At 67.3% G+C, this 23,202-nt stretch carries 20 protein-coding genes and 1 pseudogene; 9 read left to right on the forward strand and 12 right to left on the reverse strand.

The features are described from left to right. The first annotated feature begins 32 nt into the window (after nt 1-32). The 4 genes and pseudogenes from WT16_RS18730 to WT16_RS35655 form a co-directional block, all read left to right on the forward strand. On the forward strand, nt 33-1,622 hold the full coding sequence (locus WT16_RS18730; RefSeq protein ID WP_063533945.1) for an NAD(P)/FAD-dependent oxidoreductase: 1,590 nt from the start codon (nt 33-35) through the stop codon (nt 1,620-1,622). 27 nt (nt 1,623-1,649) lie between these two features. Beyond that, on the forward strand, nt 1,650-2,588 hold the full coding sequence (locus tag WT16_RS18735; protein WP_063533946.1) for an SDR family NAD(P)-dependent oxidoreductase: 939 nt from the start codon (nt 1,650-1,652) through the stop codon (nt 2,586-2,588). Continuing rightward, complete coding sequence (locus WT16_RS18740; RefSeq protein ID WP_009914849.1) at nt 2,585-3,499, forward strand: metal-dependent hydrolase; 915 nt, start codon at nt 2,585-2,587, stop codon at nt 3,497-3,499. The genes WT16_RS18735 and WT16_RS18740 overlap by 4 nt, the downstream gene beginning before the upstream one ends. Nucleotides 3,500-3,510: 11 nt before the next feature. Beyond that, a pseudogene (locus tag WT16_RS35655) lies at nt 3,511-3,738 on the forward strand (alpha/beta hydrolase); the annotation flags it as partial. Nucleotide 3,739: 1 nt separating this feature from the next. Here WT16_RS35655 and WT16_RS18745 read toward each other — a convergent pair. Further along, the gene (locus WT16_RS18745; RefSeq protein WP_015602724.1) at nt 3,740-4,657 is read right to left on the reverse strand and encodes a LysR family transcriptional regulator; all 918 of its coding nucleotides are present in this window, start codon (nt 4,655-4,657) and stop codon (nt 3,740-3,742) included. A 151-nt stretch (nt 4,658-4,808) separates the two neighbouring features. Here WT16_RS18745 and WT16_RS18750 point away from each other — a divergent pair, with 151 nt between their 5' ends. After that, entirely contained in the window at nt 4,809-6,266 is a 1,458-nt protein-coding gene (locus tag WT16_RS18750; protein WP_015603085.1) for an amidase, read from the forward strand. Between the two features lie 116 nt (nt 6,267-6,382). Here WT16_RS18750 and WT16_RS18755 read toward each other — a convergent pair whose 3' ends face one another. The 3 genes from WT16_RS18755 to WT16_RS18765 all read right to left on the reverse strand — a co-directional run bounded on the left by WT16_RS18755 (nt 6,383) and on the right by WT16_RS18765 (nt 8,772). Then, entirely contained in the window at nt 6,383-6,940 is a 558-nt protein-coding gene (locus WT16_RS18755; protein WP_015602577.1) for a putative glycolipid-binding domain-containing protein, read from the reverse strand. A 137-nt stretch (nt 6,941-7,077) separates the two neighbouring features. Beyond that, nucleotides 7,078-7,947, reverse strand: a complete 870-nt coding sequence (locus tag WT16_RS18760) for an arylamine N-acetyltransferase (protein ID WP_015603046.1) — start codon at nt 7,945-7,947, stop codon at nt 7,078-7,080. A gap of 114 nt (nt 7,948-8,061) precedes the next feature. Then, complete coding sequence (locus WT16_RS18765; protein ID WP_015603511.1) at nt 8,062-8,772, reverse strand: hypothetical protein; 711 nt, start codon at nt 8,770-8,772, stop codon at nt 8,062-8,064. A gap of 303 nt (nt 8,773-9,075) precedes the next feature. On the opposite strand from WT16_RS18765, the gene WT16_RS18770 reads away from it, so the two are divergent. Then, nucleotides 9,076-9,300 (forward strand): hypothetical protein, encoded by a 225-nt coding sequence (locus tag WT16_RS18770; protein WP_009914845.1) that lies wholly within the window; start codon nt 9,076-9,078, stop codon nt 9,298-9,300. A 154-nt stretch (nt 9,301-9,454) separates the two neighbouring features. Here the strand turns inward: WT16_RS18770 and WT16_RS18775 are convergent, their stop codons facing one another. Continuing rightward, on the reverse strand, nt 9,455-10,756 hold the full coding sequence (locus tag WT16_RS18775) for a cystathionine gamma-synthase family protein (RefSeq protein WP_006027409.1): 1,302 nt from the start codon (nt 10,754-10,756) through the stop codon (nt 9,455-9,457). Between WT16_RS18775 and WT16_RS35660 the strand changes: the two genes are divergently transcribed. Next, a complete protein-coding gene (locus tag WT16_RS35660; RefSeq protein WP_082743564.1) occupies nt 10,736-10,930 on the forward strand; it encodes a hypothetical protein in 195 nt (64 codons plus the stop codon). The two genes, WT16_RS18775 and WT16_RS35660, sit on opposite strands and share 21 nt — an antisense overlap. Before the next feature lie 13 nt (nt 10,931-10,943). Further along, nucleotides 10,944-11,423, forward strand: a complete 480-nt coding sequence (locus WT16_RS18780) for an Lrp/AsnC family transcriptional regulator (protein ID WP_006027410.1) — start codon at nt 10,944-10,946, stop codon at nt 11,421-11,423. A gap of 98 nt (nt 11,424-11,521) precedes the next feature. On the opposite strand, the gene WT16_RS18785 is transcribed toward WT16_RS18780, so the two are convergent. Continuing rightward, entirely contained in the window at nt 11,522-13,015 is a 1,494-nt protein-coding gene (locus WT16_RS18785; RefSeq protein WP_082874926.1) for an amidase, read from the reverse strand. A gap of 498 nt (nt 13,016-13,513) precedes the next feature. Between WT16_RS18785 and WT16_RS18790 the strand changes: the two genes are divergently transcribed. Further along, on the forward strand, nt 13,514-13,948 hold the full coding sequence (locus WT16_RS18790; RefSeq protein WP_009914843.1) for a universal stress protein: 435 nt from the start codon (nt 13,514-13,516) through the stop codon (nt 13,946-13,948). 186 nt (nt 13,949-14,134) lie between these two features. On the opposite strand, the gene WT16_RS18795 is transcribed toward WT16_RS18790, so the two are convergent. The 6 genes from WT16_RS18795 to WT16_RS18820 form a co-directional block, all read right to left on the reverse strand. After that, nucleotides 14,135-14,965 carry an OmpA family protein gene (locus tag WT16_RS18795; protein WP_063533948.1) on the reverse strand — a complete coding sequence of 277 codons (831 nt, stop codon included), beginning with the start codon at nt 14,963-14,965 and terminating at the stop codon, nt 14,135-14,137. Nucleotides 14,966-15,033: 68 nt separating this feature from the next. Next, complete coding sequence (locus WT16_RS18800; RefSeq protein ID WP_063533949.1) at nt 15,034-17,487, reverse strand: YadA-like family protein; 2,454 nt, start codon at nt 17,485-17,487, stop codon at nt 15,034-15,036. A 546-nt stretch (nt 17,488-18,033) separates the two neighbouring features. Next, a complete protein-coding gene (locus WT16_RS18805; RefSeq protein ID WP_059930311.1) occupies nt 18,034-19,440 on the reverse strand; it encodes an MFS transporter in 1,407 nt (468 codons plus the stop codon). Between the two features lie 34 nt (nt 19,441-19,474). Further along, entirely contained in the window at nt 19,475-20,722 is a 1,248-nt protein-coding gene (locus WT16_RS18810) for an FAD-dependent oxidoreductase (protein WP_063533950.1), read from the reverse strand. After that, complete coding sequence (locus tag WT16_RS18815; protein ID WP_063533951.1) at nt 20,715-21,680, reverse strand: VOC family protein; 966 nt, start codon at nt 21,678-21,680, stop codon at nt 20,715-20,717. Before WT16_RS18815 ends, WT16_RS18810 begins: the two co-directional genes overlap by 8 nt. Before the next feature lie 25 nt (nt 21,681-21,705). Further along, nucleotides 21,706-23,196 carry an aldehyde dehydrogenase gene (locus WT16_RS18820; protein WP_059930028.1) on the reverse strand — a complete coding sequence of 497 codons (1,491 nt, stop codon included), beginning with the start codon at nt 23,194-23,196 and terminating at the stop codon, nt 21,706-21,708. Nucleotides 23,197-23,202: the final 6 nt, after the last annotated feature.

The raw sequence follows: 23,202 nt of genomic DNA on the forward strand, positions 1-23,202 counted from the left end.
AGTAAAAAATGAGCCAAAATGGAGACGCCTGGATGAACGCGCGCAATATGTCCTTCGGTCCGCTCGACAGCACAAACCACGAAGAAACCCTCGATATCGCCATCATCGGCACCGGCTTTTCCGGGCTCGGCATGGCGATTCGCCTCCGGCAAACCGGCAACCAGGACTTCGCGGTGTTCGAAAAGGCCAGCTCGGTCGGCGGCACCTGGCGCGACAACCACTACCCCGGTTGCGCGTGCGATGTCCAGTCGCACGTCTATTCGTTCTCGTTCGCGCCGAATCCGCGCTGGACGCGCATGTTCGCGCCGCAGCCGGAAATCCGCGCGTACATGGAAGACTGCGTGCAGCGCTTCAACGTCGGCTCGCACCTGCGCTTCGGTCACGAACTCGTCAACGCGACCTACGACGAGACCGCGCACCGCTGGCGCCTGACCTTCGCGAACGGCAAGCGCGTGTGCGCACGCGTGCTCGTGTCGGGCATGGGCGGCCTGTCGCGCGCCGCGTACCCGAACATTCCCGGCATCGAGACGTTCAAGGGCGAAGCGTTCCACTCGCAGCACTGGAAGCACGACTATCCGCTCGAAGGCAAGCGCGTCGCCGTGATCGGCACGGGCGCGAGCGCGATCCAGTTCGTCCCGCAGATAGCGCCGCGCGTCGCGAATCTCGCGCTCTTCCAGCGCACGCCGCCGTGGATCATGGCGAAGCCGGACCGCCCCGTGAACGGCGTCGAGCAGTGGCTGTTCCGCAACCTGCCGTTCACGCAGAAGCTGCTGCGCACGGGCCTCTACTGGATGCTCGAATCGCGCGTGCTCGGCTTCGCCGTGCATCCGTCGACGATGAAGCTCGTGCAGAAGCTCGCGCTGCGCCACATCGACAGGCAGATCTCCGAGCCCGAGCTGCGCGCCGCGGTGACGCCCGACTACACGATCGGCTGCAAGCGGATCCTGATGTCGAACGACTACTACCCGGCGCTCACGCGCAAGAACGTCGACGTGATCACGACGGGCATCGAGCGGATCGAGGAAGACGCCGTCGTCACGACGGACGGCAAGCGCCATGAAGTCGACTGCCTGATCTACGGCACGGGCTTTCAGATCAACAACCCGTTCCCGCGCGGCACGATCGTCGGCCGGGGCGGCGTCGACATCGTCGACGCCTGGCGCGACGGCGCGCACGCGTACCTCGGCACGACGGTGCCCGGCTATCCGAACTGGTTCACCCTGATGGGCCCGAACACGGGCCTCGGCCACAACTCGATGGTGTACATGATCGAATCGCAGATCGAATACGTGCTCGGCGCGCTGAAGGCGATGCGCACCGAGCGCGCCGAGGCGATCGAAGTGCGCCCGCTCGTCGAGCTCGAATACAACAACCGCATCCAGAACAAGCTGAAGGGCACGGTCTGGTCGACGGGCGGCTGCAGCAGTTGGTATCTCGATCCGCGCACCGGCAAGAACACGACGCTGTGGCCGACCTTCACGTGGCGCTTCCGGCAGGAAACCGCGTTCTTCTCGATGGCCGACTATCACTCGTACTACGCGAACCCGCGCCAGAACGCGCAGCCGGTGCCGGCGCTGCCCGGAGCCGCCGCCGCGACGACGGCCGCCGAAACGACCGCCTGAGCCCCGAACCCACACGAGCCTACGACAATGAAATCCTTTTCCAACAAAGTCGCCGCGATCACGGGCGCCGGCTCGGGCATGGGCCGCTCGCTCGCGGTGCAGCTCGCGCAACAGCATTGCCACGTCGCGCTCGCGGACAAGAACGCCGTCGGCCTCGCCGAGACCGAGCGGATCGTCCGCGCGCTCGCGCCGTCGGTGCGCGTGACGACCTGCGTGCTCGACGTCGGCGATCGCGCCGCAATGCACGCATGGGCCGACGAGACGGCCGCCGCGCACGGCCGCGTGAACCTCGTGTTCAACAACGCGGGCGTCGCGCTGTCGAGCACGATCGACGGCATGGAATACAGCGATCTGGAATGGATCGTGAACATCAACTTCTGGGGCGTCGTGCACGGGACGAAGGCGTTCCTGCCGTACCTGAAGGCGTCGGGCGACGGGCACATCGTCAACACGTCGAGCATCTTCGGGATCTTCGCGCAGCCTGGCATGAGCGGCTACAACGCGACGAAGTACGCGGTGCGCGGCTTCACCGAGTCGCTGCGCCAGGAGCTCGACATGATGAAGTGCGGCGTCTCGGCGACCTGCGTGCATCCGGGCGGCATCCGCACGAACATCGCGCAATCGGCTCGGCTCGCGCAGAACATGGTCGGCTTCATGGTCGAGAGCGAGCAGCAGGGCAAGGCGGATTTCGAGAAGTTCTTCATCACGACGGCAGACGAAGCGGCGCGCGTGATCCTGCACGGCGTGCGCAAGAACAAGCGCCGCGTGCTGATCGGCCGCGACGCGCGCGGCGCCGACTGGCTCGCGCGCACGCTGCCCGCCGCATACCAGCGGCTCGTCGTGCTAGCGACGAAGCTGCAGCGCGCCCGCGGGCGCCGTCACGCGGGCCACGCGGCACCCGCGCCGGCGACGCCCGCGCACGCGACGTACCACAACGCCGGCAACCCGGGAGGAGAGCAATCATGACGACACCGCATATGATGCCCGTGCGGCGCGACATCCGCTTCGCGCTGCCGCCCGATCGCGTGTACGACTGGCACGTCCAGGGCGCGCCCGTCACGCACTTCATGAACGCGCTGTCGCTGCTGTTCCCGGCGGGCGAGCGCTTCTTCATGGATTCCGTGCGCAACTACCGCGACGAGATCCACGATCCCGAGCTGAAGAAGCAGGTCGCGGGCTTCATCGGCCAGGAAGCGATGCACACGCGCGAGCACATCGAGTACAACGACCTGCTGCAATCGGCGGGCCTGCCCGCGCACAAGCTCGACAAGCGCCTGTGGGCGCTGCTCGGCTGGGGCAAGAAGGTGCTGCCGAATTCGATGCAGCTCGCGATCACGATCGCGCTCGAGCATTACACGGCGATCCTCGCGAACCAGTTGCTGTCGGGCCACGAGCACCGGATCGACGGCTCGGTCGAGGGCTACAGGCAGATGTGGCTGTGGCATGCGATGGAAGAGACCGAGCACAAGGCGGTCTCGTTCGACGTGTGGAACACCGTGATGAGGCCGGGCGTGAAGACGTATCTGCTGCGCACCGGCACGATGCTCGCGACGACGCTGATCTTCTGGACCGTCGTGTTCGATTTCCACGTGCGCCTGATGTTCGCGCACCGGATGCGCCACGGCAAGCTGAAGGGAATGTGGCGGCTCGTCAAGTATCTGTATAGTCCGAGGAACGGCGTGTTCCCGAGCATCGCGCGCGAATGGCTCGACTATTTCCGGCCGGGCTTCCATCCGTGGGACCACGACAATCGCGTGTATCTGCAGGGCCTCGACGCGCTGCTCGCGAACATCGACGCCGCGAACGAGCGCTACGCCGACCAGGCCGCGCCGCGCCGCGTGCCGCTGCATTCGTCGCCCGCGCATCAGCACGCGTAAGCGAACGAGCGATGGCGACCGTCCGCGACACGCTGACGGTCCGCTCGGGCGACGTGCGCGGCGCGGGCGCATCGGACGCGCCGACGCGGCGCGCCGACTACAAGCTGCCCGTGCTCGCGCGGGATCTGCTCGCCGTCGCCGACGTGACGTGCGGCGGCCGGCACGGTCGCCCCCGACGTTTTCGCAACGATACGGACCCGGCTCGACGCACGCGCGCATCAGCGCCCTTCTCGCTTGCCCCTATTCGAGCGATTGCGCACCGTGCAACACCAGCCGATCGCGCAGATAGTCGACGAACGCCCGAACCTTCGGTAACGCCACCCGCCCACGCGGAAACAGCGCATTGAAGTCTTGCGCCGGTCCGCTCCAGTCGCGCAATACCCGCCGCAGCCGGCCGCCCTCGACGTCGCTCGCCATGCTGTGATGCATCGCGAGCGACAGCCCTTCGCCCGCGCACAGCGCATCGTGAATCAACGCCGGATCGCTCGCGACGATCACCGGGTCCAGCGCGAAATACCGCGCACGTCCGCCCGGCTTGCGCAGCGGCCATGCATAGCCGGCCGCGCGGCGCGCCTGATGCAACGTCAGCGCGCGGTGCGCCCTGAGCTCGCCGGGATGCTCGGGGGCGCCATGTCGCTTCAGGTACGACGGACTCGCATAGACGCCGGTTGCGAAGCTGCCCAGCCGCCGCGCGACCAGATCCGAGTCGGGAAGCACGCCCAGGCGCAGCGCGATGTCGATTTCGTCCGCGACCAGATCGAGCGGCACGTGCGACGCGAGGATTTCCAGCCGCACGTCCGGATACGCGCGGCGAAAACCGGCCAGCAGCGGCGCGATCCACGTGGCGCCGAACGAATAAGGCAGTGTCACCCGCAGCCAGCCGCGCGGGCCGCTCTGCAACTGGCTCACCGCGGCGTGCGCTTCGTCCAGTTGCGCGGCCATGTTCCGGCAGTGCGCGTAGTACAGGCCGCCCGCCTCGGTCAGCCCGAGGCGGCGAGTCGTCCGGTGAAGAAGCTGCACGCCCAGTTGCGCCTCGAGCGTCATCACGCGCCGGCTCACCGTCGTCTTCGGCATGCGCAGCAGCCGCGCCGCCGCGGTGAAGCTGCCGGTCTGCACGACGCGCACGAAGATCAGGGTGTCGTTCAGGTCAGCCGCCATATCGGGCTCCGCGTGGATGGACTGACGCCATTGTCCCATTGATGGGCCAATCAAGCCCATCTTCGCCGGCTAATCGGCTCCGGCTCCCGCCCGTAACATGGCCTCGTGCTTTCACGAGCGACATCCGGACATGGACACTGAGGAACCCATCATGAAACTGAGCGAATACGTCGATTACGATGCCGTCGGACTGGCCCGGCTGCTCGCGCGCGGCGACGTCGGCGCGGCCGAGCTGGCTCGCACGGCCGGCGAAGCGATCGAAGCGGTCAATCCCGCCGTCAATGCGGTGGTCGAGCACTGGCCCGCCGACACCGCAGGGCCCACGGCCGCCCCCGGCAGCGGTCCGCTCGCGGGCGTGCCGTTCCTGATCAAGGATCTGGCGCTGCCGATGGCGGGCAAGCGGATGGAGCTCGGTTCGCGGTTGGCGGCAGGACTCGTGTCGCCGTCGGATTCGATGCTGATGCAACGCCTGCGGGCGGCCGGCCTCGTGACGCTCGGCCGCACCGCCACGCCGGAGATGGCGTTCAGCACCGCGACCGAATCGGTGCAACAAGGCGCCACGCGCAATCCGTGGAACCCCGCCTTCAGCGCGGGCGGCTCCAGCGGCGGAGCGGCAGCCGCCGTCGCCGCCGGCATCGTGCCGCTCGCCCACGCGACCGACGCGGCCGGATCGATCCGGGTGCCGGCGGCCTTCACCGGCCTCTTCGGGCTGAAACCGACGCGCGGCCGGGTTTCCAACGGGCCGGGGCTCGACGAAGTCTTCGCCGGGCTTGGCGTGCAAGGCGGCTTGAGCCGCACGGTGCGCGACAGCGCCGCGCTGCTCGACGCGATGCACGGCACGGCGGCAGGCGAGCCGTATCACACGAGCGCGCCGGCCCGCGCGTTCCTGTCCGAGGTAGGCCGCGATCCGGGACGGCTGCGCATCGGTCTGATGCTGCAACCGTTCAACGGCGCGCGCGCCGCGCCGGCGATGACGCAGGCGGCGTCGGATACGGCCGGTCATCTGGAAAAGCTGGGCCACGCTATCGAACCGATGACGCCCGAACTCGGCGTGTCATGGGAAGCGTTCGTGCACGCCAACGCGCGGATATGGTGCGCCACGCTCGTGGGCTGGATCGACGGCGTCGCCGCCGCGACCGGCAGGCCGGTTGACGGCAGCACGCTGGAGCCCGCTACGCTCGCCGCATACCGCTACGGCAAGCAGGTCACCGGGCCGGACTTCGCAGACGCGCTGACGGTGCGCAATGCGATGACGCGCAGCACGGCCGACTGGTTCCGGCGCGTCGACGTGCTGCTGTCGCCGACGATGCCGGCTCCGCCGGAAGCGCTCGGCAGCTATTACGCCGGCGCGGAACGGATGGACGGCCTGCAATGGACCGAACGCCTGTTCCGCCACTCGCCGTATACGCCGGCCTTCAACGTGGCGGGGCTGCCGGCCATGTCGGTGCCGCTCTTCCACGACGAGGCGGCTGGCCTGCCGATCGGCGTGCAGTTCGGCGCCGGCTTCGCGCAGGAAGCGACGCTGCTGCGTCTCGCCGGGCAGCTCGAGCAAACCCTGCCGTGGCGGCACCGCCGGCCGGCGGTGTGGGCCGGCTCCCGCACGGCCTGAGCCGATACGGCCGGCTCGCCTGCGTCGTTCGTCGGCCGCGCCCGTCGACGCCGTAGATCAGCGAGCGATGCGCGCCCGCTGCCGCCGGCACGGTCGCTGCGTCCGGCGCGATGCAATCAGCGCCCGTCGCCCGACAAACGCCGGAAAAGCGCTTCGTAATCGATCACGAGCCCGTCGCGATCGACTTCCAGTTGCGCGGTGAAGCCGCTCGCCACGCTTTCGTAGCGATGGACGCGATCCGGCTCGATGCATCGGTACGCCTGCTGCATGCGGCTGACGGTCAGATCGGGGATCGATAGATAGACGACGTCGATCAGCCGCCGCTCGTCGCGCGCAAGCCCCAGGCGGCGGATCGGCAGCGTGTTCGTGTATGGCGTCGCCGCGATGTCGACGTCGATGCATCCGTCGAGCGCCGCGAGCGGCTCGTCCGCCGCGTTGCGCCAGCGGCCCTCGCCATCGCCGCGCAACTCGAGCGTGCCGCCGCCCATCATCTTGACGACCATGTGCTTCGCCCGCCAGCGCTCGTCGCAAACGACGCGATAGGCAAGACCATACGCGAGCCCCTCGTTCCGCCCGACGACCACGCTCTCGGCGACGCTGCCGCGCGCGTGTCGCTCGAACGCGAGATGCTCGATTCCGTCGTGTTCGAGCGACACCCAGCGCACCTGTCGCATCGTTCTTCTCATCGGTCGCCTCCGTTCGATTTCGAGCGTTGTGCAAGCACGCATGATCGAGCATGCACGCGGCCGTCATCACGTGAATCTCGCGCCGCGCGGCTCCCGCCTTCGACAACGCGCGCACCGATGCCACTTCACGTCGTCGCGCCGCCGTCGTGCCGCTCGGCGGCGGCCGTTTCGTCGGCGCGCGCCACTGCCCGCGCGTAAAGCGCCGCGGCGTCGAATCCGCTCAAGTCGAGGCCGAAACGCTCGCGCACGCAGGCCGTCCAGGCGCCGGCATCCGTCAGCCGGATCGTTTGCGCCGCGCCGTCCGTCGTTCGCAGCGTCAGCGCATCGTTGAAAAGCAGCGCGCGCGCATCCGGCAGGATTCGGCACACGACGAAATCATGCGTGAAGAACGAATCGGGATGCCGCGACGTATACCAGTTCGCGACCTCGTAATCGATCCACTCGACGGGCTTCAGCGAAAAACGATACAGCGGATGCCAGCCGTTCGGCGTCTCGCACTCGATCTCGAGCTCGCCCGCAACAGGTGCGTCGACGACGCGAAACGTGCCGTGCGGCGTCGGCTGCGCGACGTTCGGGACACAGCGCAGCGGCGCAGTCGGCGTCGTCGAGCCGAAGCCGACGTCGGCAAACCATGTGTCGCCATCCAGATCGATCCGCAGCAGCATGTGCGTCTGCGGCGTCGACTGTTCCGGCGGACGCTGCCAGCGCACGCGTGCGATCAGCGGCGTCACGCGAAAGCCGAGCTGCACGAGCACCGCGTAAAAGAGCTTGTTCTGCTCGAAGCAGTAACCGCCGCGACGCTGCTCGACCAGCTTGTCGACGATCGATTCGAGATCGAGCGCGACGCGCGCGCCGGTGAACGGATTGAGATTCTCGAATGGAATCGACTGCGGATGCAGCCGTTGCAGTTGGCGAAGGACATCGAGCGTCGGCTCCGCGGGGCCGCGATAGCCGATGCGGGCGAAATAACGGGAAAGATCGACTGCGTCGCGCATAGGGGCAAACTGATGGTGACGGAACGCCACCATAGCATTGCGCGGATAACCTCATTCGACGCAAGGAAAAGCGCGCGCCAGCGAACGCGGCGGCGCGCGCACCGGCCAAGCGCGTTACGGCAGCAGCTTGAGCGCCGAGGATGCGACGGACGGCACCGAAATCCCGTGGCTCATCGCGTACTGCACGGCGGCGCCGAGCGTGCCGCCGATCGACTGGAGCTGGCTCGGCGCGTTCTGCGCGATGTACGACGCGGCCCTCAGATTGTTCGGGTCAAGCCCCGATTGCAACAGCGAAGCCGGATTCGACGCGCCCAGATTCCCGAGCCCCGACTGCAATTGAGAATACTGCGTGACGCCTTCGCCGAGCGACGCGAGGCCCCGCGTGAAGGCCGCCTTGTCGACGCCCGCGCCCGATGCGGCGCCGCTCGCGCCGCCCGACGCGAACGCCTGCGTCAGCGCCTGCGCGACCGATTGTTGCGCACCGCCGACCTGCGACAGCGCGCCGGGCGTCAGCGCGCTCGCGCCGCCGCCGGTCAACAGGCCCGCGGCGTGCTGCGCCTGCCCGGCCGCGCCCGTGAGCCCCATCGCCGATGCGAGGCTCGCCTGCCCCGCGAGCACCTGCTGGTTCGCGCCGACGTACGACTGCAGCACCTGTGCCATGCCGGATGCGCCGGATGCGCTCGCCTGCTGCGCCGCGCCGCTGCCGAGCAGCGATGCGCCGAGGCTTTGCAGATCGACTTGCGCGAATGCGGCGCCGCTCGCCAATACGCTGCCTGCGCAACAGACGAGCGCGGCTCGCCTGGCGAAGCGATTGATCGTTTTCATCGACTCTCCCTGTGAATTCTGCCGTGCGAAATTGTCGAGGCGAGCACACGGCGAATGCAATCACGGATACATATCGAAACGTATTGACAGGCTTCGTTGCGGATACGCGCATGAGAGCGACGATGGGGCGGAAAGCTTCGGCCGAAGCGACGATCGCCCCTTTCCTTCGAAGACCTTATCGAAGCCAATACGACGGTTTTCCGTCATTCGTTCAATCGGGCATCGCAAAAACTTCAATCGACGAATTGACCAATCGCATCAAATTACCTAGGTTAACCACGTCGACACGCTAAAAATTTTATTATGGATACCTCAACAAAAGATGCCGAAGCGATCGCCGCGAAACTCGTCAACGATATCTCGCCTCATCCGCCTCAGTGGGTCATCGATCTGTACGCGGCAACGCTCGTGCAAAGGCATGGCTTCGCGCGGACAGGCGATGAAATCAGGCAGGCGCAAAAGGCGTTTTTCGAATCCAGGCAGGCGATCATCTCGGCACTATCGACGTACCGATCCCGTTCCGGCTGACCCGAACGGAAACCGGAGCCGGGCGACTGCGATCGATCGGCTTCCGACTAACCCCGCCCGTTCGCATTCGGGAATGCGGGCGAACCCGGCGCGGCGCCCGCTCGGCCGCGCCGACGGCGCCGGGCCGATCGCCCCGCGCATGCCGCCTGCTTCGTCAGCCGGCCGCCGCGATGCCGGACCGGCGAAACGCGCTGTCGAGATCGGCGATCAGATCCTCCTCGTGCTCGAGCCCGATCGACACGCGAATCAATCCTTCCGACACGCCCGCCGCCTTGCGCGCCGCCTCCGGCACGCCGGAGTGCGTCGTCGACGCCGGATGGCAGATCAACGATTCGGTGCCGCCAAGGCTCACCGCGGACTTGAACAGATGCAATGCGTTGATGAACCGGAACGCTTCGGCGCGGCCGCCGTTCAGCACGAACGCGAACGTCGAGCCGGCGCCAGTGCATTGCCGCTCGTACACGGCCCGATAAGCATCGTCGGCGATCAGCTCCGGGTGATACACGTCGACCTTCTGATACGAATTCGTCGCGAGCCACTTCGCGACCGCCGACGCGGTGCGCGCCGCCTGCTTCATCCGCAGCACGACCGTTTCCATCGAACGGATCAGCATCCACGACGAATGCGGATCGAGCTGCGAGCCGAACGCGCTGCGCACCGCGCGGACCTTCGCGACGAGATCCCGCCGCCCCGTCACGCCGCCCCCGACGAGATCGCTGTGGCCGCCGACGTACTTGGTCAGCGAGTACACCGACATGTCGACGCCGTGCTCGCTCGGCTTCTGGAAGATCGGCCCGAGCAGCGTGTTGTCGCACACCGAAATCGGACGATAGCCGTGGCGCGCTTCGAACGCATCGAGCTCGCGGCGCATGCCGTCGAGATCGATCAGCGCGTTCGTCGGATTCGCCGGCGTCTCGACGTAGCAGAGCCGCACGTGCCCCTGCTGCGCGGCGGCCTCGAGCGCCGCGCCGATCGCTTGCGGCGACAGACCGTTGTCGATCGGATGCGCGCCGACGCCCCATTCGCGGAAGTATTTCGCGATCAGCGTTTCCGTGCCGCCGTACAGCGGCACCGATTGCACCAGTTGATCGCCCGGCCGCAGGAACGCGAGAAAGATCGCGCTGATCGCCGACATCCCGCTCGACGTGACGACGGCCGCGTCGGAGCCGTCGAGCAGCGCGAGGCGATCCTCGACGATCTCGAGATTCGGATGATTGAAGCGGCTGTAGACGAGGCCCGCAGCTTCGCCTTGCGGCAGCGGCTTGCGGCCCGACACGACGTCGAAGAAATCGGCGCCGTCCTCGGCCGAGCGGAATGCGAACGTCGACGTGAGGAACACCGGGGGCTTCACTGCGCCTTCGGACAAAAACGGATCGAATCCGTACGACATCATCTGCGTTTCCGGATGCAGCGGGCGGCCGTCGATGTCCTTCCTGTGATAGCTCGAATATGTCATGCGGTGGCTCCTTTGTACGATGGATGCGATTCCGTCCGCCGGCATGCGGCAAGCCGCGCGGCGCCGATCGCCAATCGACTCAGTGTAAAAAAGCTAGCAGGAAATATGCTTTCCATTTCATTTCCGCACGCCCCTATAATCAAAAGAATCTTTCCTCTTTCATTCCTTCCATAAAAAGGCGATCGGCATGAAGCTCGACGAAACAGATCTGAAGATTCTGAAGATCCTGCAGGACAATGGGCGCCTCAGCAACGCGGAGCTGGCCGATCGCGTCGCGCTGTCGGCGGCACCGTGCTGGAAGCGCCTGCGCCGGCTCGAAGCCGACGGCTTCATCTCGGGCTATCAGGCGATCCTCGATCGGCGCGCGCTCGGCTACGAGATCGTCGCGTTCGTCAACATTTCGCTCGACAGCCATACCGAGAAAACCTGCCGCGCGTTCGAGGCGGGCGTGATGGCGATGGCAGAAGTGGTCGCGTGCCACAACACGACCGGCCAGCACGACTATCTCGTGCAAATCGTCGCGAAGAATTTCGATACGTTCTCGAGCTTCGTGCTGAATCGGCTCCGGTCGCTGCCGGGCGTGAAGGAGCTGCTCAGCACAATCTCGATGCGCGAATTGAAATCGACAAGCCGGCTGCCCGCTGGCGAATTGAGAACAGCGAAGTAAGTTACGTCGATCTGACGCATCGGCCGGCGTCAATTATTTTGCACCTCGAAACAATTGCCCGACTCGATCCAGCCTTGGTACACATGCATCCGGCGCGCCTATTCGATACGTGCGCCGGATAGCGCGGGCGGGCGCGCATTCACCCAGTCCCGCTCCTTTTCGTATGCATGCGCAAGCTGCAGCACCGCGAGGTCGTCGCGCGGCCGGCCGATCAGTTGCATGCCCATCGGCAACCCCGCCGCACCGAACCCGACCGGCACGCTGATCGCGGGGCAGCCGGCGAGCGTCCACGGCACGACTGTTTCCATCCAGCGATGATATGTGTCCATCGCGCGCCCGGCGATCGCCTGCGGCCAGCGAAGGTGGACGTCGAACGGGAAGACCTGCGCGGCCGGCGCGGCAATGTAGTCGTAGCGCTCGAAGAACGTCGTCAGCGCCCGATACCATGCGCTGCGCGCCGCGCTCGCATCGTAGATGTCGGCCGCACCGAGCGCGAACAGGCCCTCCGCTTCGTAGATCGCTTCCGGCTTCAGTTGCGTGCGCCGCGACGGCTCGCGGTAAAGCGTCAGCAGATTCCCACCCGAGAGCAGATGACGATGCGCGAGCCACGTCTGCCAGATCCGTTCCGGAGAGAACGCCGGCAGCGCCACATCGACGTCGCAGCCGATCGCGCGCAACGCATCGAAGCTCGCCTCGCACAGCTCGAGCACGCCCGGTTCCATCGCGAGATAGCCGTTCCAGTCGCCAACCCACGCGATTCGCTTGCCCCGCAAGTCGGCCTCGAGCGACTGCGCGAAGCGCAGCGGATCCTCGGCGAGCGACAGCGGATCGCGCCGGTCATAGCCCGCCTGGATCGCGAGCAGTTGCGCGACGTCGACGACCGTGCGCCCCATCGGCCCTTCGGTGCCAAGCTGCTGGACGAACACGTCGACGCTCGGCCAGCGCGGCACGCGTCCTTGCGACGGCCGAAAGCCGTAGACATTGCAGAACGCGGCCGGATTGCGCAGCGAGCCGCCGAAGTCGCTGCCGTCGGCAACCGGCAGCATCCTCGCCGCGAGCGCGGCCGCCGCGCCGCCGCTGCTGCCGCCCGCGCTCTTCGATAGATCGTACGGATTGCGCGTCACGCCATAGACCTCGTTGAACGTGTGCGAGCCCAGCCCGAACTCCGGCGTGTTCGTCTTGCCGATGAACACCGCGCCCGCCGCGCGCATCCGCTCGACGACGATCGCATCTGCCGTCGGCGTCATCGTGCGAAAGATCGGCGAGCCGAGCGTCGTCACGATGCCCTTCGTCATCGCAAGATCCTTCGGCGCCTGCGGCATGCCGTGCAGCCAGCCCGCATACTCGCCGCGCGCGAGCGCCGCGTCCTTCTGCGCGGCCTCGGCAAGCAGCGCATCCGGCTCGCGCAACGCGACGATCGCATTGACATCGCCGTTCACGCGCCCGATGTGCGTGAGATATGCGCGCATCGTCTCGACGCACGATACGTCCTTGCGCCGGATCGCCGCGGCGAGCGCGTGCGCGGGCATGTCGACGAGCGGATCGAGCGGCATGGACGGTGAGCGGGGCGATGGAGAAATGCGTTCGGACATGCGGGGCTCCGTGCGAACAGGTGGGCCGGCCGGCGGCAAAGCGCCCCACCGCGCGCCGGCGCGCCGCCTGTGGCGGGGATGTCGACGATTATATAAACGCAACGGATCGCGCTGCGACACTACCGCGATTCCGCGCCGCGCATGCCGCACCGCAACAAATCAACGAAGCAATCCGGCTACCGATTCAATCGGCGTATCGCGCTCGCGGCGTCGGCGGCGCAATGAACGAAGCCGCGCGTGACGACGCGCCGCGCCGCCGCCCCCGTGACATGCGCCGGGCATCGAGCCGGAGTCGCTACGCGAGCCATCCGAAGACCCGGATTCGTCACCAATCGACCCGTCCCTTTATGCGCATAAATTTATATTTCTTATATTTTTTATAAGGTGAGGCCGGGAAGAACGTTTACGACATTTTTATGCCGCCCCCGAATTTCTTTAGACCGCACCGACACTGGCGAGACTAGCCTACTGTCATCGCGTTACCGAACAGGTTTTCCCATGCTCAAACTCCTGGTTCCCGTCGGCCATTCGCAGCGTTCACTGCAGGCCGTGCGGCACGCCGTCTTTCTGTATCACGAGCGATGTGCATCCGAAGTCGTGCTTGTCAACGTGCAGCCCCCACTCGAATCCACCCGCCTCGAAGCCTTCCACTCGCTCGCGAAGCTCCGCCAGATCGAGCATGATTTTTCGGAAAGCGAACTCACCCAAGCCATCGGCATCCTCAAGGACGCCAACGTCAAATATTCGGTCGCGATGAAAGTCGGTCCGATCGCCGACACGATCGCCGCGTGCGCGACCGAGAACGGCTGCGACGAGATCGTCGTCGTCGCGCCGCGCCGCGATCCCGTCCACGCGCTCGCCCATTTCTTCCATCGCAGCATCCTCGATCGCCTCGTGCGCATCGCAAGCGTGCCCGTCACCGCCGTGCGCTGAATCGCACGCCGATGCTCGCCGCAACTCGCGGACGGGCCGGCCCGCGCATCGAACGGCCGTCCGTCGTACTCAGCGCCCGCGCGAAACGCGCAGGTGCCGCGATGGGCGCTGAAGCAGGCGTCAATGCGGCCGACATAGCCGACACAGCCGGCGTCGCAGCCGGCTTGAGCCGCGCCCGCCGCGAGACTAGCGCCGCTCGCCGGCGACGTCGATCCTGACGCGCCGGTCCGGCGCGAGACACGCGATCGCCTCGGCCGACCGTCCGGCGGGGCAGCCACTGCTGACCGGATCGGCCTTGCCTAGCCCTTGCGCGACGATCAGATCGCCGGGCAGGCCGCGCGTCGTCAGGTACGCGCGGATCGTTTCGGCCCGCGCGAGCGACAGTTGCCGGTTGTATGTGTCGGTGCCGAGCCGGTCGGTATAGCCTGTGACCCGCACCGAGCGGATGTGCTGGTATTGCTGCCGCAGCGCGGCCGCGATCCGGTCCAGCTCCGCGCGACCGGCCGGCAGCAGGTCGCGCAGCGCCGATTTGTCGAACGGAAACAGCAGTGGGTAATCGAGCGTGAACTGCTTCACGTCGTCGCCCGGCGGCGCCTGCACGGCGGGCACCGGCTTCGGGCCGTCAGCAAGCGCCTTGCACGCCGGCTCCTTCCAGTACGTCGACTTCACGCGATAGTGGTCGTCATACTGGATCTGGTACTGGCACGTCACGACGTCGCTCGCCCCCGGGCCCGTGCGGAAATTGAACACGTAGTTCCACACATGCACGCCGACAATGCCCTCGCTGAAATGCGGCTCACCGATCAGCGCATAGACCTGGTTCTTGTCGAGACCGGGCCCGATCTGGCGCAGGTTCTCGGCATTCACGAACGTGCCTTCCTTCAGCCAAGCGCTGTCGCGCGCCGGAAACCCGACCGAGCCGTCCGGCGCGGTCGTCGGCGCCATCCCGCATCCCGCCAGCAGCGCCCCGCAGATCCCGGCGGCCGCCACATATTTCGATATCCTGCTAATTTTCATATTGGATTCCTTATCGTCTCAGCGGCCGGACGTACGCCGGCCGTTGCACGCGACTCACGTCACCACTGTCACCACTGATAGCCGGCCCCGAGCACCGCGCCCGTCCCGCCGCGCGTGCTGGTCGTGAGCGCCCCCTTATACAGCCACTTGCCGTTCTCGGCAATCGTCGATACGCCGAGCGCGAAGCCTTGTTGCCCCTGCCACGTCGAGCCCGCGAGCGCGACCATGCTCTTGCCCGGCGCGGTCGGCTGCGGCAAGCCGGCCACCGCCATCGCCGCCGCCACGCCGCCGTTCATCTCGCGCCGCAGATGGTCGACCTTCTGATCCGTGTACTGATTCGCCTGGCTGAGCGCATTGCCGATGCCACTGTTCAACTGGTTCACGTTCACCGCATCGGTGCCGTTCACACCCGGCGCGACATTCGAGATCGTCCGCTCGTTGCCGGCCGAGCCGACCGACACCGTGTTCGGCGCGCTCGCAACCGAATGGGCGCCGAGCGCGACCGAGTTGTTGCCGGACGCCGACGCACCGTCGCCGATCGCGACGCTGTTCGCGCCGGACGCGACACTGCCGCTGCCCGCGGCGGTCGAGCCGATGCCGCTCGCCACCGGCGGCGTATAGGTCGACGGGTTGCCCGTGATCCACTGGCCCGACACGGTCTGCCCGGAGTTGTTGCCGTTGTTCCCCGAGTTCGACCCGTTCGTGATGTTCTGGATCGACTGGTTCAACTGCGCAATCGCGCCTTGCAGTTGGCCGACGTTCACCGCGTCCGTCGCCTGCGTGCCCGCCGCGACGTTGGTGATCTGGCGCAGCGATCCTTCGAGGCCGACCGATACCGCGCCGAATGCGGTCGTGAAGCTGCCGCCCGTGATCGGATCGGTGTACGTGCCGGCCGCGCGATTCGCGACCGACCCGGCGCCGAGCGCGACGCCGCCCGCGGCATTGACCGACGCGTTCGCGCCGAGCGCGAGCGAGCGGCCACCCGTCGCTTGCGCGCCGCTGCCGAGCGCGACGTCGCCGGCGACCGCCGGGTTGCCGCTCACGCCCGCCGTCGCGTTCGTGCCTTCGGCGATCGAGTCGTTGCCGTAGGCGAGCGCGGCCGGGCCGACCGCGACGCTGTCCGCGCCCGCCGCCGTCGAATCGGCCAAAGTCGAATTCGCGTGGAAGTACTTGATCCCGCCGCCGTTCACCGCGCTGTCGATCGTGCTCGCAACCGCATACAACTGGCTGCCGTTGACGGCGTCCGTCGACGTCGGCGTGATGCGCCCCGCCGCGACGTTCGTGATCTGGCGTTCGGCGCCGGGCGCGCCGACGCTGACGACGCTCGTCGGATTCGCGCCGGCAAAACCGGACAGCGTCAATTGACCGCCCGACGTCGTCGTGATCGTCGCGCTGCCGGTCGGGTTCGCCGCCGCGACCGCCGCGCCGTTGCCGAGCGCGACCGAGCCGTCGAGTCCCGAGCCGATCCGCACGTTGTTGCCGAGCACGAATGCGTTGTTCGCGTTGATCGTATTGTTGTTGCCGAACGAATACGAGCCCGTGCCCGTAACTGTCGACGGATCGCCGAACGCGCCGGCGTTCGCGCCCGACACGACGTTGCCCGTGCCGATGCTGATCGACTGGCTGCCCGTCGCCTGCGCGCCGGAACCGACCGCGATTGCGTTGATGCCGCTCGCGCTCGCATAGCCGGACAGTGCGGTCGCGTCGTTGACGCTCGTCGAGCCGCCGATCGCCACCGCGCCCTGCGCGGTTGCTTCGGCGCCGCCGCCCACCGCGACCGCGCCCGCACCCGATGCCTTCGAATACGAGCCTAGCGCATTCGCGTAATAGGCGGACGACGCGGCGCCCTCACCCAGCGCCACCGCGCCGCTCGCCGTCGCGACCGTGTAACCGCCGAACGCATTCGGCGCGGACACGTGCAGCGGATCGCTGTTGTCGCCCTGCGCGAGCGCGCCCGCGCCGATCGCGATCGTGCCGATGTCTTCGCGGCCGGGGATCGACTGCCCCGTGTCCTTCAGCGCCTGCGCGTTCGTGCCGATCGCGATGCTGAAGTCCGGCAGCGCCCGCGCGCTGGCGCCGATCGCGGTGCCGCCGTCGCCGGCCGCTTCCGAATAGGCGCCGAGCGCGGTGCCGATGCGCCCCTGCGCCGTCGCGTGATCGCCGTAGGCCGAGCTGCCCTCGCCGTTCGCATACGCGTAGTTGCCGACCGCCGTGCCGTACAGCAGCGTGCCCGCGCTGAAGGCCGGGTTGTAGAACGCCCACGGGCCGGTATTGCTGCCGGGGCCGGCATACGCGTTATAGCCCGCCGCGTAGCTGACCTGCGCCGCGGCGTCGGTCGCCATCCAGCCCATCGCCGCGCTCACCGACAGCGACATCAAGCCGAGCTTCACCCACGACGGGCGCGACCGGCGGGAAGCCGCAACATGTGCGGCGACGCCAGGCGCCGCCCTGGCGACTCGCGTCGTCGAACCCTTGCCATTCGATCCGGAAAATTCGGAAACCGCAATCAATTGGCCTCGCACCCGACTCCAGACAACATTGTAGATGTTGTTCACTCAATATCCCCTGTGATTTCAATTCGCACGGGCCGTCAGCAGGGTCATTTCCGAGTGCGCAGTCCGCAGGACGTCGCCGTCGAATACGAAATCATGCATTGCGATTAAATGTCAAAATCATTTATACGATTTCCGGGACATCAATCGCGAACCCCAATCACGCCTCGCAGGCAGGGATATTAATAACTTTCCACCTTGGCAAACCTCAAATACTCAAAAACAGTAATCCATCGAACACTGACGAAAGAATGTGAAAAATGTAATCCAGACAACATTGCCTGAAATGCAATATAAGCGGATTCCTATTCATCAATAAATATTTTAAACCGGCCATTAATAAATCCAGAAAACACGACTTATCGAATGCGCGCGGAGACACGCCGATGGCCAGCCGGCGCGGAACCGCCGGACGCATCGGCCGGCGTGCTCGATGCCGCCGTCCGGCCGCTTTCGGATGCACGCGCACCGGGCTTTTTCTGCTGCACTACTGCCAAACGTTGCGAAAGCGCCGCGCTATGCCTCGAGTTTTTCGAGCACCTGCCCTTTCGTCTCGATGCCGACGAAGTGCACGGTCAGCGCAGCAATGAGCGGCACCACCGCGAGCAAGTAGAACGCCGGGCTCAGATCGCCGCCGACGATCGCGCGCGGCACCGCCATCGGCGCGACGAACGACGCGATCTTCAGCCACGCGCTGCCGAGTCCGCAGCCGGCCGCGCGGATGCTCGTCGGATACTGCTCGGGCGTGTACACATAGGACGTGATGAAGCCCGACGCCATCAGGCCGAGAGCGAACGAGCAGAACGTCGCGACCACGTACACCGACGACGCGTGAAAGAGCCCCGCGAACACGAGCGACAACGCGCAAAGCACGAACGACCATACGATCACCGGCTTGCGGCCGACCACGTCGACGGCAAGCGCCGACACGAGCGAGCCCACGACGCCCATCACCGAGCCGATCACCGCAAGGTTCAACGCGAGCTGCAGCGGCGCGTGATAGAAGTTCTTGTAAATCGTCGGCAGCCAGGTCGACAGCCCGTACTGGATGAATCCGCACGTCGCCCACAGCGTCGCGACCGCGAGCGTGCGCTTCAGATACGCGGGCCCGAACAGGTCGATCATCCGGCGCTTCGGATGGCTGCGCACGAGCGCGTCGAACTCGCTCGCATGCGCGACGGGCGGCAGCGGCTCCTTCGCCGCGGATTCGAACGCATGCAGCGCGTGCCCCGCTTCGTCGAGCCGCCCGCGCGACGCGAGCCAGCGCGGCGATTCCGGCACGAGCCGCGCAAGCACGAGCGCGAGCACGAGCGGCATCCCGCCGATGAAATACATCACCTCCCAGCCGAAGCGCGGCACGAGCCATGCGCCGAGCGCCATCGACGCGAGCAGGCCGATCGGAAACACGATCTCGTACAGCAGCACGAAGCGCCCGCGGCCGTGCGCACGCGTGATTTCGTTGATGTAGGTCGCGGCGACCGGCAGCTCGCCGCCGAGGCCAAGCCCCTGCACGATCCGCAGCAGTACGAATGCTTCGAACGTCGAAGCGAATCCGCACGCGATGCTCGTCACGCCGATCACGGCCGAGCTCCACGCGATCGCGCGCACGCGGCCGTGCTTCTCCGCAAGCGCCGGGAACAGGAACGCACCGAGCAACTGGCCGATCGCGCCGGACGCGATCAGCATCCCGACCTGATTCGGCGACAGCCCCCACTTGTGGATCAGGAGCGGCAGCGTCGCCGCGATCGTGATCACGTCGAAGCCGTCGAAGAAGGTCGCGGCGCCGATCAGCACGCGTGCGCGGATCTGCATCGCGTTCGCGGGCAGCCGCTCGAGGCGCGCGATGATCGCGCCGGGTGTCGCGGCGCTCGCCGCCGTGTCGGCCGCGGGCGCGCCCGCGATCGCGGTTTCCAGTGTGCTCATGCGTGGGTTCTCCTCCATGTCGTCGTTCTCGTGGTCAGGCAAGCGCCTTCGTCGTATCCGTCAGCGCGGCGACGTCGATTGCGCGCCCCTGATTCATCCATTTGCGCGCGAGCTTCAGGTCGCGCGCCGAGTTGATCGCGATCACGCCGCGCAGCGCGCCGTCCGTCACGAAGAACAGCGTCGCGCGTTTCGCGGCGATGTCGCCGCGCACGACGCGCTGCGCGTCGGCGGGCAGATCGCCGAGGATCTGCAGGTTCACGTCGTATTGATCGGACCAGAACCACGGAATCTCCGCATACGGCGCACGCACGCCAAGCACCGCCTTCGCGGCCGCGATTGCCTGGTTCTGCGCGTTCGCCCACGATTCGAGCCGCACGCGGCGCTTGAGCCACGCGTTCGGATGGTTCGCGACGTCGCCGCACGCGAAGATCGCCGGATCGCTCGTCGCTCCGTATTCGTCGACGACGATGCCGTCGTCGACGTGCAAGCCCGCTTCGGTCGCGAGCGACGTATTGAGCGCGAGGCCGACTCCCGCGACCGCGAAATCCGCGTCGACGGTCGCGCCGCCGGCGAGCGTCGCGCATACGCGATTCGCGTCGTCCGGATGCGCGCCGAGCGACGCGAGCGACGCGTTCAGCCGCACGTCGACGCCGTTCGCGCGATGCAGATCGAGCAGGAAATCGGACACCTCGCCCGGCACCGAGCGCGCGCAAAGCCGCGGCGCACCCTCGACGACGACCGCGTCTACGCCGAGCTTGCGCGCGGTGGCCGCGACTTCCAGCCCGATCCAGCCGCCGCCGATCACGAGCACGCGGCGGCTCGCGCGCAGCCGCTCGCCGAGCGCGACTGCCTCGTCGAGCGTGCGCAGGTAGTGAAGATGAGGTGTCCCGACGATTGCATCCGGCAGACGTCGCGGCGCGCCGCCCGTCGCGATCACGAGCCGGTCGTATTCGATCTCGCGGCCCGATGCGGTGCGCACGATGCGCCGCGCGCGATCGATCGACGCCGCGCGTTCGGGCTGCCACGCTTCGATGCCGAGCGCGCCGAATTCGTCCGGCTGCACGACGCGCACGGACGAGATGTCGGCATCGCCCGCGAGCACCGCCTTCGACAGCGGAGGCCGCTCGTACGGCGGATGCGCTTCGTCCGCGATCATCACGATGCGCCCGGCGAAGCCCTCGCCGCGCAGCGTCTTCACCACCCAGCCCGCCGCCTGCCCGCCGCCGATCACGACGACGGTGCGCGGCGCGGCACCCGCGTCGGCGTTCGCATGCTCAGTCATCCTTGCGCTCCGTCATGAACCTGCCTTCCGGCGCCTGCGCGTTCTTCTGCCGGCGCGTATTGCCGTCGAGGCCGCCGTCGATCGCCCACTCGGCGAACACGGTCGGGCCCGGCTCGAACTCGCGCGGCTGCCATGCGGGCGTCAGCATGTCCTCGTCCGCGTAATACTCGATGAGGCCGCCCGCCGGATTGCGGAAGTACCAGAAGTACGCGGACGACACCGGGTGCCGCCCCGGCCCGAGCTGCGTCTCCCAGCCGCAGCGGCTCACGTGCATCCCGCCGCCGAACACTTCGTGGATGTCGCGCACCGTGAACGCGACGTGGTTCAGGCCGCGCTTGGCCGTAGGCAGCGCGAGCAGGAACAGGTCGTGATGGCCGCCGTGCGGCGCGCAGCGCATGAACGCGCCGCGGCCGGGGTAGCGATCCGACGTCTCGAAGCCGAGCAGCTCGTGATAGAACGCCTCCTGCTCGGCGAGCCGGTTCGTGAAGAACACGACGTGGCCGACCTCGATCGGCTCCGCACGCTCGTAGATAGCGGCCGGCTGGTCGACGCGCAGCGTCTCGCCCCACACGTTCGGCAGCGAGCCCTTCACGTCGACCTGGCGCCTGCGCGTCACTTCGATGCGGATCGCCATGCCGTTCGGATCGATGCAGCCGATCGCGTCGTCGGTCTCGTAGTGGCCCGGCTGGCCCGCGAGCCGGCCGCGCAGCGCGTCGAGCTCCGCCTGCGTGCCGACGCCCCACGTGACCTCGCGCAGCGTCGGGCCTTCCTCGAACGCGGGCGGCAGCGACGGATCGCGCGCGTCGACGACGCGCACCGTGCAGCCATTCATCGTCTCGAAGCTCACGTATGCTTCGCCGCGCGCGACTTCGTTGAGGCCCCAGTCCGCGAAAAAACGGCGGCACATCGCGAGATCGGTCACGCCGTAGGTAATCTGTTCGATGCCGAGAATGCTCATGCGATGATCCTTTCCGTCAGTTCCGTCAGTTCGCCCACGGCAGCGGCGAATCGTTCAAGCCCCAGTAGAGGCTCTTCTGCTGCATGTACTCGCGAATCCCGAGGCTTCCCTTCTCGCGCCCCATCCCGCTTTCCTTGCGGCCCGAAAACGGCGTCGAGATCGAGAACTGCTTGTACGTGTTGATCCACACGGTGCCCGCGTCGAGCGCGCGCGCGACGCGCCATGCGCGCTTGTAGTCGCGCGTCCAGATGCCGGCCGCAAGCCCGAACACGCTGTCGTTCGCTTCGGCGACGAGCGCCGCCTCGTCGTCGAACGGCAGCGCGACGAGCACCGGCCCGAAGATTTCTTCCCGGCAAATGCGGGCCCGGTTCGACAGGCCGTCGAGAATCGTCGGCAGATAGAAGAAGCCCGCGTCGCGGCCTTCGCCCGTCGGCCGCTCGCCGCCGCACAGCACGCGGCCGCCTTCGTCGCGGCCGAGCGCGACGTAGCGCTCGACCGTGCCGCGATGCTGCGCGGTGATGAGCGGACCCATCTGCGTGCGCTCGCTCGCCGGATCGCCGACGCGCAGCTTGCGCGCCGCGTCGACGAGGCGCGCGACAAACGCGTCGTAGATCGCGCGCTGGACGAACACGCGCGAGCCCGCGATGCACGATTCGCCCGACGAGCTGAAGATCCCGAACAGCACGCCGTTGACCGCGTGATCGAGATCGGCGTCGTCGAACACGATCGTCGGCGACTTGCCGCCCAGCTCGAGCGACAGCGGCATCAGCTTCTCGGCCGCGAGCCGCGCGATCCCGCGGCCGACTTCGGTGCCGCCCGTGAACGACACCTTCTTCACGAGCGGATCGCGCACGAGCGCGTCGCCGATCACCGAGCCCTTGCCCGGCAGCACCGAGATCACGCCGGGCGGCACGCCCGCTTGCTCGCATAGGCGCGCGAGCGCGAGCGACGCGAGCGGCGTCACCTCGGCCGGCTTCAGCACGACCGCGTTGCCCGCCGCGAGCGCGGGGCCGAGCTTCTGCGCGTCGGACGCGATCGGTGAATTCCACGGCGTGATCGCCGCGACGACGCCGAGCGGCTCGTGCACGCTCATCGACAGATAGTCGCCGCGCGATGGCGTCAGCGCGTCGTCAAGCGTCTCCGCGCACGCGGCGAAATAGCGGAACGTGTTCGCCGCGCTCGCGACGAGCGCGCGCGTCTCGCTGATCGGCTTGCCGTTGTCGCGCCGCTGCAACTGCGCGAGCGCCTCGTGATTCGCGTGAATCAGATCGGCGATCCGGTGCAGCACGCCCGCGCGCTGATGCGGCTTCAGGCCCGACCAGTTCGCGCGGCGCCACGCGGCGTCGGCCACCTCGACCGCCTCGCGCGCGTCGGCCGCGTCGGCCATGTGAATCTCGGTGTTGAGCGAGCCGTCGGCCGGATAGAAGTTCGGCGTCGTCGCGCCGCGGCCGCGGCGCCACTCGCCGCCGATCAGGATGTCGCCCGACGGCACGAGCGATGAGTCGAATGCAGTCACGATGGT

It is taken from the genome of Burkholderia sp. MSMB1589WGS (genome assembly GCF_001636105.1).
GTDB lineage: Bacteria > Pseudomonadota > Gammaproteobacteria > Burkholderiales > Burkholderiaceae > Burkholderia > Burkholderia humptydooensis.